This window comes from Corynebacterium tuscaniense DNF00037 (assembly GCF_000759055.1).
In the GTDB taxonomy this organism is placed as follows: Bacteria; Actinomycetota; Actinomycetes; order Mycobacteriales; family Mycobacteriaceae; genus Corynebacterium; species Corynebacterium tuscaniense.
In genome coordinates this window covers 24,466-40,089 of the sequence record NZ_JRNG01000008.1, presented here as the reverse complement: position 1 = coordinate 40,089, position 15,624 = coordinate 24,466, and the positions used below count along the sequence as shown (strand labels likewise).

11 protein-coding genes, 1 tRNA gene and 1 pseudogene are annotated in these 15,624 nt (G+C 59.7%); 8 read left to right on the top strand and 5 right to left on the bottom strand.

Features of this window, described 5'->3' with window-relative positions; translation table 11 throughout:
* Positions 1-16: 16 nt before the first annotated feature.
* Together HMPREF2129_RS02580 and HMPREF2129_RS02575 are read left to right on the top strand one after the other, a co-directional pair.
* On the top strand, positions 17-1,690 hold the full coding sequence (locus HMPREF2129_RS02580; protein WP_034662740.1) for an ABC transporter ATP-binding protein: 1,674 nt from the start codon (positions 17-19) through the stop codon (positions 1,688-1,690).
* On the top strand, positions 1,687-3,633 hold the full coding sequence (locus HMPREF2129_RS02575) for an ABC transporter ATP-binding protein (protein WP_034662737.1): 1,947 nt from the start codon (positions 1,687-1,689) through the stop codon (positions 3,631-3,633). The genes HMPREF2129_RS02580 and HMPREF2129_RS02575 overlap by 4 nt, the downstream gene beginning before the upstream one ends.
* Here the strand turns inward: HMPREF2129_RS02575 and HMPREF2129_RS02570 are convergent.
* Complete coding sequence (locus tag HMPREF2129_RS02570; RefSeq protein ID WP_034662734.1) at positions 3,630-4,715, bottom strand: hypothetical protein; 1,086 nt, start codon at positions 4,713-4,715, stop codon at positions 3,630-3,632. The genes HMPREF2129_RS02575 and HMPREF2129_RS02570 overlap by 4 nt on opposite strands.
* Positions 4,716-4,839: 124 nt before the next feature.
* Between HMPREF2129_RS02570 and HMPREF2129_RS02565 the strand changes: the two genes are divergently transcribed.
* Both HMPREF2129_RS02565 and HMPREF2129_RS02560 read left to right on the top strand, forming a co-directional pair.
* Positions 4,840-5,481, top strand: coding sequence for a DUF1707 SHOCT-like domain-containing protein (locus HMPREF2129_RS02565; RefSeq protein ID WP_052092566.1), 642 nt, complete (start codon positions 4,840-4,842; stop codon positions 5,479-5,481).
* Between the two features lie 10 nt (positions 5,482-5,491).
* Positions 5,492-6,757, top strand: coding sequence for a pyridoxal phosphate-dependent aminotransferase (locus HMPREF2129_RS02560; protein WP_034662828.1), 1,266 nt, complete (start codon positions 5,492-5,494; stop codon positions 6,755-6,757).
* A gap of 322 nt (positions 6,758-7,079) precedes the next feature.
* Here HMPREF2129_RS02560 and HMPREF2129_RS02555 read toward each other — a convergent pair whose 3' ends face one another.
* Positions 7,080-8,411, bottom strand: coding sequence for a UDP-glucose dehydrogenase family protein (locus HMPREF2129_RS02555; RefSeq protein ID WP_034662826.1), 1,332 nt, complete (start codon positions 8,409-8,411; stop codon positions 7,080-7,082).
* A gap of 61 nt (positions 8,412-8,472) precedes the next feature.
* On the bottom strand, positions 8,473-9,036 hold the full coding sequence (dcd, locus tag HMPREF2129_RS02550) for a dCTP deaminase (protein ID WP_034662732.1): 564 nt from the start codon (positions 9,034-9,036) through the stop codon (positions 8,473-8,475).
* Between the two features lie 80 nt (positions 9,037-9,116).
* Between dcd and HMPREF2129_RS02545 the strand changes: the two genes are divergently transcribed.
* Positions 9,117-9,190, top strand: a tRNA-Gly gene (locus tag HMPREF2129_RS02545).
* Between the two features lie 141 nt (positions 9,191-9,331).
* The gene (locus HMPREF2129_RS02540) at positions 9,332-10,069 is read left to right on the top strand and encodes an alpha/beta fold hydrolase (RefSeq protein ID WP_232218075.1); all 738 of its coding nucleotides are present in this window, start codon (positions 9,332-9,334) and stop codon (positions 10,067-10,069) included.
* Here the strand turns inward: HMPREF2129_RS02540 and HMPREF2129_RS02535 are convergent.
* Positions 10,066-11,772, bottom strand: coding sequence for a VanW family protein (locus HMPREF2129_RS02535; protein ID WP_084576459.1), 1,707 nt, complete (start codon positions 11,770-11,772; stop codon positions 10,066-10,068). The two genes, HMPREF2129_RS02540 and HMPREF2129_RS02535, sit on opposite strands and share 4 nt — an antisense overlap.
* A 21-nt stretch (positions 11,773-11,793) precedes the next feature.
* Positions 11,794-12,936 (bottom strand): glycoside hydrolase family 3 N-terminal domain-containing protein, encoded by a 1,143-nt coding sequence (locus HMPREF2129_RS02530; protein ID WP_034662729.1) that lies wholly within the window; start codon positions 12,934-12,936, stop codon positions 11,794-11,796.
* 99 nt (positions 12,937-13,035) lie between these two features.
* Between HMPREF2129_RS02530 and HMPREF2129_RS02525 the strand changes: the two genes are divergently transcribed.
* Positions 13,036-13,233, top strand: a complete 198-nt coding sequence (locus tag HMPREF2129_RS02525) for a DUF2613 domain-containing protein (protein ID WP_034662727.1) — start codon at positions 13,036-13,038, stop codon at positions 13,231-13,233.
* Positions 13,175-14,908, top strand: a pseudogene (locus HMPREF2129_RS11215) (alpha-(1->3)-arabinofuranosyltransferase domain-containing protein); the annotation flags it as partial. The gene HMPREF2129_RS02525 and the pseudogene HMPREF2129_RS11215, both read left to right, overlap by 59 nt.
* Positions 14,909-15,624: the final 716 nt, after the last annotated feature.

Sequence of the window (15,624 nt, the reverse complement as noted above, 5' to 3'; positions counted from 1 at the left end):
AACAAGGAGACAATTCGTGGAGCTCATTCGGCTCACCGGGAAGTACGGCAAGGCCCACGCGCCACTGGTTGCTGCGGTTGTGGTGCTGCAATTAGTGTCTGCATTGGCGTTGCTGTACTTGCCGGATTTGAACGCGGACATCATCGACAATGGTGTCGCCAAGGCGGATGTCGCATACATTCAGCGCGTCGGATTAGTCATGCTGGCTGTATCTTTCGTCCAGGTTGCAGCGGCAGTGGCCGCGGTGTGGTTTTCCTCGGCAGCGGCGATGCGCACGGGGAGGGATATACGGCGCACTATCTATGACAAAGTCAGCCGTTTTACATCCGAGGATATGAGCCATTTTGGTGCAGCCACGTTGACTACTCGTGCCACGAACGACGTGCAGCAGGTTCAAATGACCATCTTGCTGTGTCTTAATTTCATGGTCGCCGCACCGATTATGGCTGTTGGTGGTGTGGTGATGGCGCTGCGCCAAGATGCTGGAATGTCGTGGTTGGTGGTGGTTGCCGTGGTTGCACTTGGCGTGGTTGTGGCGATTATTCTGACGGTGCTGCTGCCAATGTTTAAAAAGATGCAGGCCAAACTAGACGCTATTAATGGGTTGTTGCGTGAGCAGATTGCCGGTATCCAGGTTGTTCGTGCATTTGGGCGTGAGGATTTTGAGGAAGCGCGGTTTGAGAAGGCGAATGGCGAGCTGACCAGGCTGAGCCGCAATATCGGTCGCGTATTTGTAGCTATGTTTCCTGTCAGCATGCTCATCTTGAATCTCGCTACCGCAGCAGTGTTGTGGTTCGGAGGGAAACGGGTGGACGCGGGGCTCGTGGAAGTTGGTTCGCTGACCGCGTTCATGCAGTACCTCATGCAGATTCTCATGGCTGTGATGATGGGCATGTTCATGCTCATGATGCTTCCCCGCGCACTCGTCTGTGCTCGCCGCATCAGCGAAGTTGTGTACTACGAACACACCCATCGTCCAGACCAAGCAGTGGACACCGATGCGGAACCTGGGTTCGTGGAATTCCACAACGTGTCCTACCAGTATCCAGGCGCAGAGGAGCCGGTTTTGCGGGACATCTCATTCACCACACAACCAGGGACCTTTACGGCGATCATCGGCTCAACCGGCTCCGGAAAATCCACGCTCATGGGCCTGCTCCCGGAGCTCTACTACCCCACGTCTGGCCGCATCCGCGTCGGCGGCAAGGTCGGGATGGTCCCGCAAAAGCCCTGGCTGTACCGCGGCACTGTGGCCACCAACTTGCGCGTGGGCAATCCAGAGGCCACCGATGAGGAGCTCTGGGAGGCACTGCGCGTCGCCCAGGCCCACTTCGTGGAAGACCTGGACATGCCCATCGCCCAGGGTGGCACTAATGTTTCCGGTGGTCAGCGCCAGCGCTTGTGTATCGCGCGCATGCTCGTGGCCAAGCCGGATGTGCTGCTTTTTGACGACTCGTTTTCGGCCCTCGACGCCGTCACCGAAGCGCGACTCCAAGAGGCGATGCATGCCTACACCGCGGGGGCGACGGTGTTGGTGGTGGCGCAAAGGGTGGCGTCGATAAGCAATGCTGACCAGATCCTCGTGATGGAGGCTGGCGATATTGTGGCGCGCGGAACCCACGATGAACTGCTACGTACGAGTGAAACGTACCGCGAGATCGCGGCAAGCCAGCAGGAGGTGACGGCATGAGTGAGCAGGTTAATGACGAGCAATTGGCCGAATACGAAGCCTCCATGGCCGGCGATGACTACTCGGGCAAAGCTCCCCGCCAAGCAAAGCAATTCTGGCCGTCCGCGAAGCGACTCCTAGGTCTGCTAGCACCCTATAAAATTGCGCTGACCTTCGTGTTCCTCATGAATGCGATTTCGGTCCTCCTGGCCGTATGGGCACCACGCGTTTTGGGCAAAGCCATGGACGTGATCTTCTCCGGTGTTGTCTCCCGCCAATTTCCTGCAGGAACAACACCTGAACAAGCTGTTGAGGGGTTGCGTGCTGCCGGCCAAGACCGCTTCGCCGACATGGTGTCCGCGATGGAACTGATCCCCGGGCGTGGCATAGACTTTGACAAACTCGGCCAGCTCATCACCTTCGTGCTTGCGCTGTACATCGCCGCCTCATTCCTCAGGTGGAGCCAAGGTTCCATCCTGAACCGTCTGACCACGCGGGCCATATATGCTCTCCGCCAAAGAATTGAAACGAAGCTCAACCGCTTACCGCTGAGTTACTTCGATTCACGGCAACGCGGAGACGTGATGAGCCGAACCACCAATGACGTAGACAACGTGCAACAAGCCCTCCAGCAATCCCTTGCGTCGCTCTTCAACGCCCTGCTCACGATCGTGGGCATCGTTGTGATGATGGTAGTCATCTCCTGGCAGCTTGCCCTCGTTGCTCTTCTTGCTATCCCACTCACTGGTGCCGTGATCGGACTCGTGGGTACCCGCTCCCAAAAGGAATTTGTCACCCAGTGGAAAGCCACCGGCGAGCTCAACGGCCATGTGGAGGAAGCCTTCAGCGGCCATGACGTGACCACGATTTTCGGGCGCTCCGATCACATTCGTGCAGAGTTCAACGAGCACAACGAGGAGCTGGCCAGCGCAGCACACAAAGCCCAATTTCTGGCCAACGCTATGCACCCGATCATGCAGTTTATTGAGTCACTGTCCTACGTCGCTGTGGCAGTGCTCGGTGGACTCAAAGTCGCATCAGGGAATTTGACGCTTGGCGCAGCCACCGCGTTCATCCAGTACTCGCGCCAGCTCAACCAACCCCTCGGGGAGGTCGCTGGCATGATGCAAATGCTGCAGTCCGGTGTAGCCTCCGCGGAACGCATCTTTGAACTTCTCGACGCGGAAGAAGAGGAACCCGACGTATCAGATGACAGCGTCACAGTGTCCCAGGGCCTCGTCGAATTTGACCACGTGGACTTCGCATACGCTTCTGACGAGCCTCTCATTGAAAACCTGAACCTGCGCGTGGAACCGGGGCAGACCGCTGCGATCGTCGGGCCGACCGGCGCAGGCAAAACCACCCTGGTCAACCTGATCATGCGGTTCTACGACATTGATTCCGGCGCCATCCGCCTGGACGGCACCGACATCCGCGACATGTCCCGCGCCACCCTGCGCTCACAGGTGGGCATGGTGCTCCAGGACGCGGTACTGTTCAAGGGCACCATCATGGACAACATCCGCTACGGACGCCTTGATGCCACCGATGAAGAAGTCATCGCCGCAGCTAAGGCAACCTACGTCGACCGTTTTGTACGCACGCTCCCCGAAGGCTACGACACCGAAGTCGACCAAGACGCCGGATCCATTTCCACTGGCGAACGCCAGTTGATCACCATTGCACGCGCCTTCCTGGCGCAACCCGCGCTGCTCATCCTCGACGAAGCCACGAGCTCCGTGGATACCCGCACCGAAGTCCTCGTACAAAAGGCAATGAACGCTTTGCGCAACAACCGCACAAGCTTTGTCATCGCTCACCGTCTATCGACGATCCGGGACGCCGACCTCATCATCGTCATGCAGAACGGAAAAATCGCCGAGCAAGGAACCCATGAGAAACTCCTTGCCCGGCGAGGAACGTACTTCGAACTGAACCAATCGCAGTTCAGCTGCGAAGATTAGTACATGCTCATGTAGCCATCCTGCTGGACTGGCTGCTCGTGACGAGTACTGATCCAGCGGTACACGAACACCGCCACAAGTACGCTCACCGGCGTCATGATGAGGGAGGACAGGCCACTTGTAATCGAGCTTGCAGCACCCGTGATCAAACCAACCAGAGCCAGCGCACCAAACACGCGCCAGTAGTTCGGCTTGATGTCGTTGTACGCAGCGGAGAAAGCACCCGTGACAGACGTACGACCGTCAATCGCGTACAGCGGGATCAGCGCGGTGAACGGGTACAGGAAGATGAGGCCGATGCCCACAAGCAGTACCAGGAACACACCCAGCGGTGCAGACACAAATGCGGCAAGCAGAATCGGAATGATCATTGCCACGATAGCGACGACACCGAACGCCAAGCCCACCAAGATGTACACCAAGAAACCAGGACCCCACGGAACATCCTTGAATGCCTTGTCCCACGCAGGTGCCTCACCTGCAGTGTCTCGCAACGCCACCTTGGCCAACACAATCTGGAAAGCCATAGTCGCAAGAGTCGCGATGATCACGAACAGAGCGATCGAAACGAAAGTACCTGCACCCGGAACAAAGTTCTCCGGGTCCTCCATGACGGCTGCCACCAATGGGCCAGCAATCAGAATGGAACCGACCAAGGCGACCAACATCGGGATCAGTGCCAAGCCCAAGTACACGTGCCACTGACTCGTGAACACACGCTTGAAGCCAAAAGCCAGCGCGTCCATGACCGGCAGCGGACCAGCATTGGTCACCAACGGTTGGCCAGACTGAGAAGAAGCATTCGGGTCCACGTAGCCGGCACCGTAGGCATCCTGCGAAGCGTACGTGTTGTACGACTCGTAGGTGCCGTAGCCCTGAGTCTGGTCGTACCCCTGGGTCTGACCGTAGTTTTGGGTCTGGTCTTGGCCGTAACCAGACTGATCAGCGTGGCCTGACTGGCCGGACTCCCCTTCGGAGCCGTACTGGGGGAATTGCTGGTTGCCGTAGTTACCGCCGTACGGGTTGTCGCCCGCACCTCCAGTGCTGTTGTAACCGTTTTGTGGGTCATTCGGATTAGTCATGTAGACAAGGGTAACGCAAATCTCCCGTGAGTCATGCATATAGTTTCGTGTACGCAGCAACTATTTACCCATTACACACTGCTCTACTAGGAAAGAGCAGGGGTTTCTCACTACTATTTGAATTGTGACTTATCAGCCAGAAAACTCGTCAGCAGCGAAACTTCAGCTGCGTTTATCGGACACCGACCGTGCAGACGCGTTCTCACGTCTCACATTCGCTTACGGCGAAGGCCGGTTAGATCTGGCCGAATATGACCGCCGTTGTGATGCCGTAACGGAGGCCACCACCCACGGGGATCTCATCCCCCTGTTCCGGGATCTTCCTGGGAAGAACACCAGCGTGGAACCGGCAGTGCAATCGAAGAACATGCAGTTATATACCCGTGAGGAAATTGAACAGTCCCGGACCAGCGGACAACGCACACGGTTGGGCATCTTCAGCCTCGGATCTGTTGGCACGGTCGCTCTTACCGCTATGGCAGGCCAGGCCGGATTTCCTGGGATTGGCGCACTGATTTTCACGCTCATCCCCATCCTGTTCATCCTCCTCTACGTCATGAAAGTCGGGCCTGATAGCTGGTACACGCCCAGCCCCCGACAACTTGAAAGGGAACGTCTTCGCGAGATTCAGGCTGAACGACGAATGGAAGAGGAGCGTAGAAAAGCTTTGCGCGCCGCGAAACGCGACGAAATCACAGGTTCCGCAATGGACCTCGCACAAAAGACGCTCGACAGATACCGTATGACTCGCATGTCAGATGAGTAGGATGGCCTCCATGACCGACCAACCCGAGACGAAATCTTCCCCCCGTATTAAGAAGCATCGCCACTTTGATCAGGCGGACAAGCTGAAAGGCGTAGCGTATGACCTCCGCGGTCCGGTTGCGGCGACGGCGGAGGAGATGGAGCGCGATGGGCACTCCATTTTGAAGCTGAACACAGGTAACCCGGCCATTTTCGGTTTCGACGCTCCCGATGTGATCATGCGCGACATGATCGCCGCGCTGCCAACGTCGCAGGGCTACACCACTTCGAAAGGAATCATCCCGGCTCGTCGCGCTGTGGTGACACGCTACGAGGAGGTGGAGGGCTTCCCGGATTTTGATATCGACGATGTCTACCTCGGCAACGGTGTCTCCGAGCTTATTTCCATGACCACCCAGGCGCTGCTTAACAATGGCGATGAAGTGCTCATTCCTTCCCCCGACTACCCACTGTGGACCGCAGCCACCTCACTCGCCGGCGGCAAGCCAGTGCACTACGTGTGCGATGAGGAGGACAATTGGAACCCGTCTCTCGAGGACATCCGTTCAAAGGTCACCCCGCGCACCAAAGCCATCGTGGTGATCAACCCGAACAACCCGACGGGCGCGGTCTATTCGAAGGAAATCCTCGAAGGAATTGCCGATATCGCGCGCGAGCATGAGCTCATGGTGCTTGCCGACGAAATTTATGATCGCGTGCTTTACGACGGCGCCGTCCATCACTCTATGGCCTCCATCGCCCCCGACCTGGTCACCTGCACCTTCAACGGCCTGTCCAAGGCTTACCGTGTGTGCGGTTACCGCTCTGGCTGGATGGTCATTACCGGACCGCGACGTCGCGCGACCGGATTCATCGAAGGCCTGGATTTGCTCGCCGGCACCCGCCTGTGCGCGAACGTCCCAGGCCAACACGCTATCCAGGTGGCTCTTGGCGGACGTCAGTCCATTTACGCGCTTACCGGCGAGGGTGGCCGTTTGAAAGAGCAACGCGACATCACGGTGAAGAAGTTACGGGAGATCCCGGGCGTGTCCGTGGTTGAACCTAAGGGCGCCATGTACGCCTTCCCGAAGATCGACCTGGATATGTACCAGATCCACGACGACGAACGCTTCATGCTCGACCTTCTCAAAAGCGAGAAGATCCTCATGGTTGGTGGTTCCGGCTTCAATTACCCGAAGCCAGATCACTTCCGCGTGGTCACCCTCCCCTGGGCATCTCAGCTAGAGAACGCCATTGAGCGCCTGGGCAACTTCCTCTCGGACTACCACCAGCACTAGGCGCACTCGGCTCGGCTCTGCCTTGCTCGGCTCTGCTCGGCCGAGCCCAATCGGCCTGACGCAAGCTCAGCCCCTCGGGCTGGATAGATTGCGCAAAATGAAATGCGGACAAATCTGTCCAGACCGTTCCAACTACACCTCTTACTCTGGGAAAATAGTTCTATTTCATGCGGACACACTACGTGTCCATACCAAATATTGGCTCTGACCAGGAGAGCACGACCAAAGGGACAGATTTGTCCGCATGCTCTGACGACATACCTTCCACTCTCTCAAAGCGCCGGAGCGACGCTGCTGAAACGAGAAGCGACGGTTAAAAGCGTTAGAGAGAACGACCGAGGGCGTGAAGCTCCCAGCCGGCGGCGCGCCAGGGGGTGATGGGGAGGACGTTGCGGGCGTCGATAAGTATGTGGCTTGCAACGAGCTGACCCGCACGATCCGGATCTAAGTTCTTGAACTCGTCCCATTCCGTGGCGAGAATAACCAGTTCAGCGTCCGTCAGAGCGTCATCGAGCGAGTCTGCATAATCTAGCGTGGGGAAGACCTTGCGTGCATTGTCCATCGCCTCCGGATCGTAGACACGCACCGCGGCGCCCGCGAGATTGAGCTGACCCGCGACTGCGAGTGCGGGCGAATCACGCACATCATCCGAATTCGGCTTAAACGCAGCGCCGAGCACTGTGATGCGACGGCCGATGAGCGATCCTAGGATCTCGCGCGACAAATCAATAACTCGCTGGCGGCGGCGCATATTAATCGCGTCCACCTCGCGGAGGAAAGTCAAGGCCTGATCGGCTCCCAACTCGCCCGCGCGGGCCATGAACGCGCGAATATCCTTAGGCAAGCAGCCACCGCCGAAACCGAGGCCGGCGCCGAGAAATTTACGGCCGATGCGTTCGTCGTGGCCGATGGCGTCTGCGAGCTGAGTGACATCGGCGCCAACAATTTCACAAACCTCGGAGACCGCATTGATGAAGGAAATCTTCGTGGCCAGGAAGGCGTTGGCGGAAACTTTGACCAGCTCAGCGGTCTGCAGATCCGTCACAATAAACGGCGTACCGTCTGCCAGCGGAGTAGCGTACACCTCACGTGCAATCTCTTCGGCGTGGGTTTCTATGCCCTCTTCGGGGCTACGGACGCCAAGCACGATACGGTCCGGTGTGATCGTGTCATTGACCGCGTAGCCCTCGCGAAGAAACTCGGGGTTCCAGGCGATCTCGAGGGTGGCGGAGGCGCTAATAAGCTTATTGGCTCGTTCTTGAAGTGCTTGAGCTGTGCCAACCGGCACCGTCGACTTGCCGAAAACCACGTGATCCCCCTGCAAATGCGGCACAAGGCTATCCACCGCTGCTTCAACATAGGAAGTGTCCGCCGCGTAACTGCCACGCTGCTGCGGGGTGCCCACGCCAATGAAGTGGACATTCGCGAACTCGGCGGCCTCTTTGTAATCCGTGGTGAAGCGCAGCCGACCATTCGCAATATTGCGCTCCAGCACCTCCGGCAAACCGGGCTCAAAAAACGGGACCTTGCCAGCCTTTAAAGCATCGACTTTTGCCTGGTCAACGTCAATTCCCAGCACCTCGTGGCCAAGTTCTGCCATGCAAGCGGCGTGCGTCGCGCCAAGGTAACCAGTGCCAATCACAGTCATGCGCATACCGGCCATTATGACCCCTACTGTGAAGTTGCGCAGCGCGAGTGCTTTTAGCGGAAGGTGTCTAGCGGAAGTTCAGGTAGGCCTTCGATGGGGTCGGGCCACGCTGGCCTTGGTACTTGGAGCCGAGTGTGCTGGAGCCGTACGGGGTTTGGGCCGGGGAACTCATCTTGAACAGCGCCAGCTGGCCAACCTTCATGCCGGGCCAGAGAGTGATGGGAAGGTTTGCCACGTTGGAAAGCTCCAGGGTGATGTGGCCGGAGAAGCCCGGGTCGATGAACCCGGCTGTGGAGTGAGTCAGCAGGCCAAGACGGCCGAGGCTGGACTTGCCTTCGAGGCGACCAGCGAGGTCGGCGGGAAGCGTGAAGTGCTCCAGCGTTGCGGCGAGAACAAATTCGCCGGGGTGCAGCACGAAGGGTTCACCTTCGGGGACCTGGACCTCGGTGGTCAGGTCCGGCATTTCTTCCTTGGGGTCGATGTGCGTGTATTTCGAGTTGTTGAACACGCGGAAGAGGTTGTCAATCCGCACGTCGATACTCGATGGCTGGATCAGATCAGGGTCGAACGGGTCGATCTGAAAGCGGTCGGACTCGATGGCGGAGGAAATGTCACGATCTGAAAGAAGCACAAAACAATCTTAACCCCGCGCATTTGGGGGCTCGAGGGGTGGCGGTGTTACGATGTTCCCGCTGCATTCGTTGTGGCTGCGCCGGCGTAGTTTAGTGGTAGAACATCAGCTTCCCAAGCTGAGAGTGCGAGTTCGATTCTCGTCGCCGGCTCCAAGTGGGGGTTCAAAAAGGGGCGTTGGCTGAGGAATCTGACGCTCGTCAGATTACTGGGCCCGGGGTTTCATCGCGTTATTGCGTGACTTTGGTTAGATTTCTTGAACTCTCCCGGCACGCCCGAACTGCTAGCGTGGCTGTGTGCGCTTGCCCAAACCTGTGTTTAACAATCCTGCTTTCACCCCGCAGCATCCCACGCCGGTGTTGTTTGTGCATGGTTTCCAGGGTAGGACCAGTGCTTTTACGCGTCAGGCCCGGTATCTTGCCACCCATGGTTATTGGGTGTGGGGGTTTGATTATGGCCAAATGCGGGTGCCGGGGCTGTATGGCACGGGGAATCTAGATGATCTCGTGGGGGAATTGGCTGCCAATGTGGACAAGGTGCTCGCGGCAACTGGTGCACACCAGGTGGACATCGTGGCGCATTCGCAGGGTGGCACGGTGACCAAGTTGTTCATCGCGGCTGGTGGGTATGAGAAGGTGCGCCGGGTGGTCACGATGGGTTCGCCGTTTCATGGCACAGATGTGGATGGGCGGGCGGAACTGATATCCCAGGTGATGAACAAACAAAAAGCTGTGGTGAACCGTTTCTTAGGCGAGAGTGCCCAGCAGCATTTGGTGGGATCGGAATGGTTGTTGGCCCGCGTGGTTCCGGATACGCACCCGGGGGTGGTGTATACGTCCTTGTATTCGCGGCGGGACCATATTGTGACGCCGGCGAGTACGTCGATGCTGGAAGCAGTTGATGGCGCGGATGTGGTGAATCTTGAGATTCCGGGCGCACCACTGCACCCGCTCATGCCGCGGGATATGGAGATCGCGCGGCTTACCCGCTGGGGTTTGGAGCGGCAGCTGGGTGAAACCACCCCGCCTTTTTAGTCGCAGCGGACGATTGGTTGTGGGTCGTACACCGTGGTTTGGGTTTCGCGGGAGATTTCATTGCCTGCAAGGTCACGGACGATGCGGGTGTCAGAGGTGGTGAATCCAGGGGAACCATTGGAGGGGACGCAACCGTCACCGGACACGGTCTGTGGGGATGGGGAGGTTTCTGCCCAGCGGCCGCCGTTGACGGATTCCACGTTGCGGTCTTTCACACCCATCATGCGGACGGTGATCTTGCCGCCACCGAAATCGGTGACAATCTTTACTGGGTTTGGGGTGTCGTTTTTGAACACCAGGTCAATGGCACCTTCGTACACGGTGGCTTCGCGCCCGGCTGGGTAGCGGGAGATGTAGTAGGAATGCGGGGTGTGGGCGACATCGGTCATGCCGGCGAAGTAGGAGGCGTTGTAGAGGGTGGTGGCGAACTGGGAGATGCCACCGCCGACAGCCTTGCCAGCGTGACCGTTGATGATGATGCCGGATTCCACGTAGCCCTGCGCCGCCCCGCGCGGGCCGGTGTAGCCGTTGAGGGAGAAGGTTTGGCCGGGGCTGACTACAGCACCGTTGACAGTCTCCGCCACGAGTTTGATGTTGGTGCCTGAGGCGTCGGAGTACCCGTCGGTGGTGAAGGACCCAACTTCTTCGTTGAAGGTGGCATTGTTCGCTTGTTCGGTGGTGAAGGTGGCGGGGACGTCACGGTATTCGGCGTCCCATTCGCGGGGATCGCTGCCAAACACACGTCGATCAAGGTCACGCAAGACGATATCCCAGGCAATCTCGTTGCCATCTTGAGAGGGGGTCACGGCGCCGGAGGCAGAGATAGTGGCGTTTTGGACTTTCGTGACAGTGTCTTTGAGCTGTTCACCGAAGATTTCTTCAGCCTTCTCCGGGTTGACTTCGGGGACGATCTTTTTGTTTTCTGGCTCATTACGGAAGGTGGCAATCTCGCCCATGCGTTCGGGTTCAATGACAGCCTTGACCTTTTGCTCACCTTGGCCGCCACGCAGGGTCAGTGGCCCTTTGAGTGCGGCGGCGGCAGGCCCGTCGACGGTTTGTTTGATCACGTCGGCGTCAATCGCCGGGGGTGTGGTCTTCGGTTCAACACTGATGCCATCCGGGTTGATCCAGTTGAAGGTCATTGTGCGTTCGAGGTCGTCGCGCATGACGTGTTGGCCGTCCTCGGGCTCCTCAACCTTGGCCTTACCCCCTTCTAGCGCCACGGTCCCATCCTTGGGGTCGCGCGCTAGATCCGCAGCTAGGCGGTCGATTTCGGGTTGAAGCTTGTTCGCGTCGATCGTCGAGGTGATGTCCACTTCTTTGGTGCGGAAGAAGCCAAGCAGACGCGAGAGTGGGTTGAGGGATTCCACACCAGCTGCGTCGACGGTTGCCTGCCAGTCAGCGCCGAGACCAGCGTTTTCAGGGATGAAGGTCGCCTCTACGTCGCCGGCACGCGCGAGCACGGGACGCTTTTCCACGTCGCCGAGCTCCCCCTCCAACAAACTCACCGCCGCGGCGGGCTTCATCGTCCCAATCTCCACACCACCAACTGTGGTGCCGCGTGGCACAGTGCCACGGTTGAGCCCAATATCAGCAAGATACAGGCCAAGCAGAAGCACGAAGAATCCGGCGAAGAACCCCGCGGCGATCTTGCTGCCACGGGACGCGCCGGGCTGATTCGTGGATGTAGGTTTGGAGCTCACCTGATACAGGGTAGTTCAAGATCAAAATTCTGTGTCAATGAATTGTTGTTGGACGCGGGTGGCGGCGGTGGTGATCCGTTCTTCGGGGATGTCCCCGTTGTTAACGGCGGCGACCACTCCGTCAATGGCCGCGGGCAGGTCTGTACCGGATGACCACAGTGCTTGATCAGCGCCGGCGGCAATGGCGCGACGGACGGCTTCGGGGGTGGACATGTGGTCAGTGATGGCGCGCATACCGGAGAGATCATCGGTCACTGCGACACCATGGAAAGGTGAGCCGCCGGGGTAGTCACCGGAACGCAGGAGCTCATAAATGGCGGGGTTGAGGGAGGCAGGAATGTCATCCTCCCCTACTCCGGGCACCGCCATGTGGCCGACCATGACAGACGCGTTGGGGAATTTCGGCAGCACGGCAGCGTAGGGGGCAAGGTCAAAGCCATACAGTTCATCCACGTGCGGGGTCACCGCAAGGGTGTGGTGGGTATCCCCGCTGGCGCGACCATGGCCGGGGAAGTGTTTGAAGGTGGGCGCCACCCGTGCGTCGATAAGCCCCTGCGCAAAAAGCGTGGCCACCTCTGCGACACGATCGGGTGAGGGGCCGAATGCGCGGTCGCCCACGATGTCCAGGTCCGTGACATCGAGGTCCAGCAGCGGTGCGTAATCCACGTTGATGCCGTGTTCACGCAGACGAGTGCCGATGTCGTAGCCGGTGCCCTGAATGACGTCATCAGACTGTTTGGCCAGGTCACGCGGACTGGGGAAGGATCCGAGGATCTGCGAATGGCGTTGAACGCGGCCACCTTCGAAATCAATGGCGACGATAAAGGGGCGCTTGAATTCCTCCCGCAGTGCGTTGATGTTACGGCCTTCCTCGGTAAGCAGGGCCGGGTCCGCCCAGCTTGGGATAATCAGGCCGCCGACGCCTTGGTCGAGGGCGGCACGAGCGTCATCATAAGAAGTAACCCCCACGACCATGAGCGATGCTACGCGCATGCGAAGATCCTCCGGCACGCGTTGCTGCGCAGGGTTCGCGGGAGTTTCCGTGACGGTGTTGGTCACAGTGGCAAGGGATGTCTCCGGCGTAGATTCTGGATCCGTCGGTGTACACGCGCTGAGCATGAGCGCAGCACACAACGCCAGAAAGCCTGTGATGGATGCGCGCATGAAAGTGGATTCCTTAGAGCTATAAGAAGTCGTGTCGGGCCTATCCTATCGTCCCGCGTGGACACGCTCCGCCCCAAAGGGCTGGTATGGTCTGTGAGCATGACAAACCGCACCGCATCGTGGCCGCGCCGCACCCTCGGCCCGGTTCTTGCCAGCGCCGTAACGGGCGTGGTGCTCGGCATCGTGGCGGTCGTGGGAATCGCGGGTTTCTCCGGGCAGAACCGTGTACCCACCGGCAATGCTGTGCCCGCTGACCAGGCGGTTCTTGGTGGACCGGAGTACGGCTCGCGCCAGTAGCGCGCACCTTTTCACATGGCTTGTACTGGGCCTTCTGTCCTTTTTGCAAGCCCCCGGCCGCACAGCAGCGGATACCAAGTTTGATGTGCTGGTGAACCCGGCTGGATTCTTGGCCGCTGCCGGGCATGCGTACACGGACACATTCACACTGGGCCAAATTCAGAACCAGGCCTACGGGTATCTGTTCCCCCACGGATTGTTCTTCTTGCTTACGGATCCGCTGCCGGATTGGGTGGCGCAGCGGATGTGGTGGATCGTGGTCATGGGGGTGGGTTTTTCCGGGGCGTACCTGGTGGCACGCAAGGTCGGATTTGGTCTGTGGCCAGCCTGGGCGGCGGGGGTGCTCTTCGCGTTGAGCCCGCGGATGCTCACCACACTGACCGCGATTTCTTCGGAGGCGTGGCCTGTCGCTCTGGTGCCGTGGACGGTGCTGCCGCTCATCGGGGCAACGCGGTTGAACTGGTGCGATGTTGCCGCGGCAGTGGTACCCATCGCTTTCATGGGCGCGGTGAATGCCACCGCGACGATGATGGCGTGCCTGCCGGCTTTCATTCTCCTGTTGTGGCGTGGGGCGTGGAAGCATCTGGCCGGTTGGCTGGCCGGAACTGCGCTCGTGAGCGCCTGGTGGATCGGCCCCCTGTTGGTGCTGGGGAAGTATTCGGCGCCGTTTACAGATTTCATTGAGTCTTCCTACGTAACCACTCGGTGGCTCAACCTGGCGGAGATCCTTCGGGGCACAACCTCGTGGGCCCCCTTCGTGGATACGGAGCGCACCGCCGGCTCCCTCCTCGTCGCGGAACCTGTCTTCGTCCTCGCGAGTGCCGCAATTACAGCAGTAGCTATCGCAGGGCTAGCCACATGGCGCTCCCCCTGGCGCGGCTACTTCGTGGTGCTGCTGTGCCTCGGCGTGGCGCTCATGGGCGCAGCGCACGGCCCGTTCAGCCAGGCTTGGCTGAGCTTTCTCGACGGACCCGGCGCGCCCTTCCGGAACCTGCACAAGCTCGACCCGCTGGTCCGGTTGCCGCTGGTCATGGGCGTGGCAGCGGTGCTCGCGCGCGTGAAACTGCCGGCAGCGGTCGCCGTTGGACTCGCAGCGGTCATCGCTGTGGCCCCAGCGTGGTCCTTTCGCTTGGCACCCACCGGGACCTGGAAGGAAATCTCCCCGGATTGGCTCGCGGCGGCAGAGTACCTGAACAACAACATGGCGGGCACACGGACGCTCGTTGTACCGGAGGCGTCCTTCGCGCGGCAGACCTGGGGGTGGACGCGCGATGAACCAATCCAGGCGCTCACGCACGTCCCCTTCGCAGTACGCGACGCGGTGCCTTTGGTTGATCCGGAGGCGATCCGTGGCCTTGACGGGCAGGCCACAGCACTCTCGCCCGAGGCTTTGCGTGCTATCGGGGTAGGTGCCGTGGTGGTGCGCAATGACCTCGACCCGGAGCAGTATCCGGACAGGGGCGCGGAATCCACTAAGGCCTTCGGCACGCCAACGGTGACTTTCGGCGACATTGACATCCACGTCCTCGACCCCAACCGCGGGATGATGATCGCACCGGCGAGCACCCTCACCACTGTCAACGGCGGCGGGGAGGTCCTGCCCCTGCTGGACAAGGAGTTCGGCTACCAGCCACGCACGCTCACCAACAAGGATCAAGCGGACATCATCACCGACACCCCCGCGCTAGTGAAGCGCAATTACGGCACGCTGCTCGGCCCGGTCTCGGCACACTTGCCACCCGATCCCGCCAGCCCGCTAGAAGGCGGCAGTGTGCGAAACAAGCAGGTGGATTACCCTTCTGCCGGCCAAAGGGTGGGTGTGCGTGAAACGGGCGGCACGGTCCGTGCGTCCAGCTCCGCGGCGGACGCGGGCAGCTTCGGCGGCGCCATCCCATCGCAATCTCTCACCGCCGCCGTAGACGACTTGGAGGACACGTTCTGGCGCCCCGCGCCGGGTGATACGGACCCATGGATCGAGGTCGCCACACCGGAACCAGGCCCGATAAGCATCACGGTCACTTCCACTAAAGCTACAAAACTCACCGTGACCAGCTCCGACGGTGAAGAAGAACACGCCCTCAAAGCCAAGAAGCCAGTCACCGTCACCGGTCCCAGCCCTCTCACCTTATTCCCACACGAACCCGTGGGCTTAAGCCTCGACGCGCCCGTCCACCGCATCATCGAGGTCCCCGGCACCGGCGACACGTACCTCTTCCAGCGCCTCATGCCCGAAACGGATGTTCTCCAACGCGTATTCACCACTGCCGCCGACTCCCAGTGGGAGCTCAGTGCGCATTCGCTTATCGACGGCACCCCTCACCACCCCGGCCCCCTCACCCTCCCCGCTGGCCGCCACGAATTGGTCAGTGATGCAGAGACGGTCACGCTGAC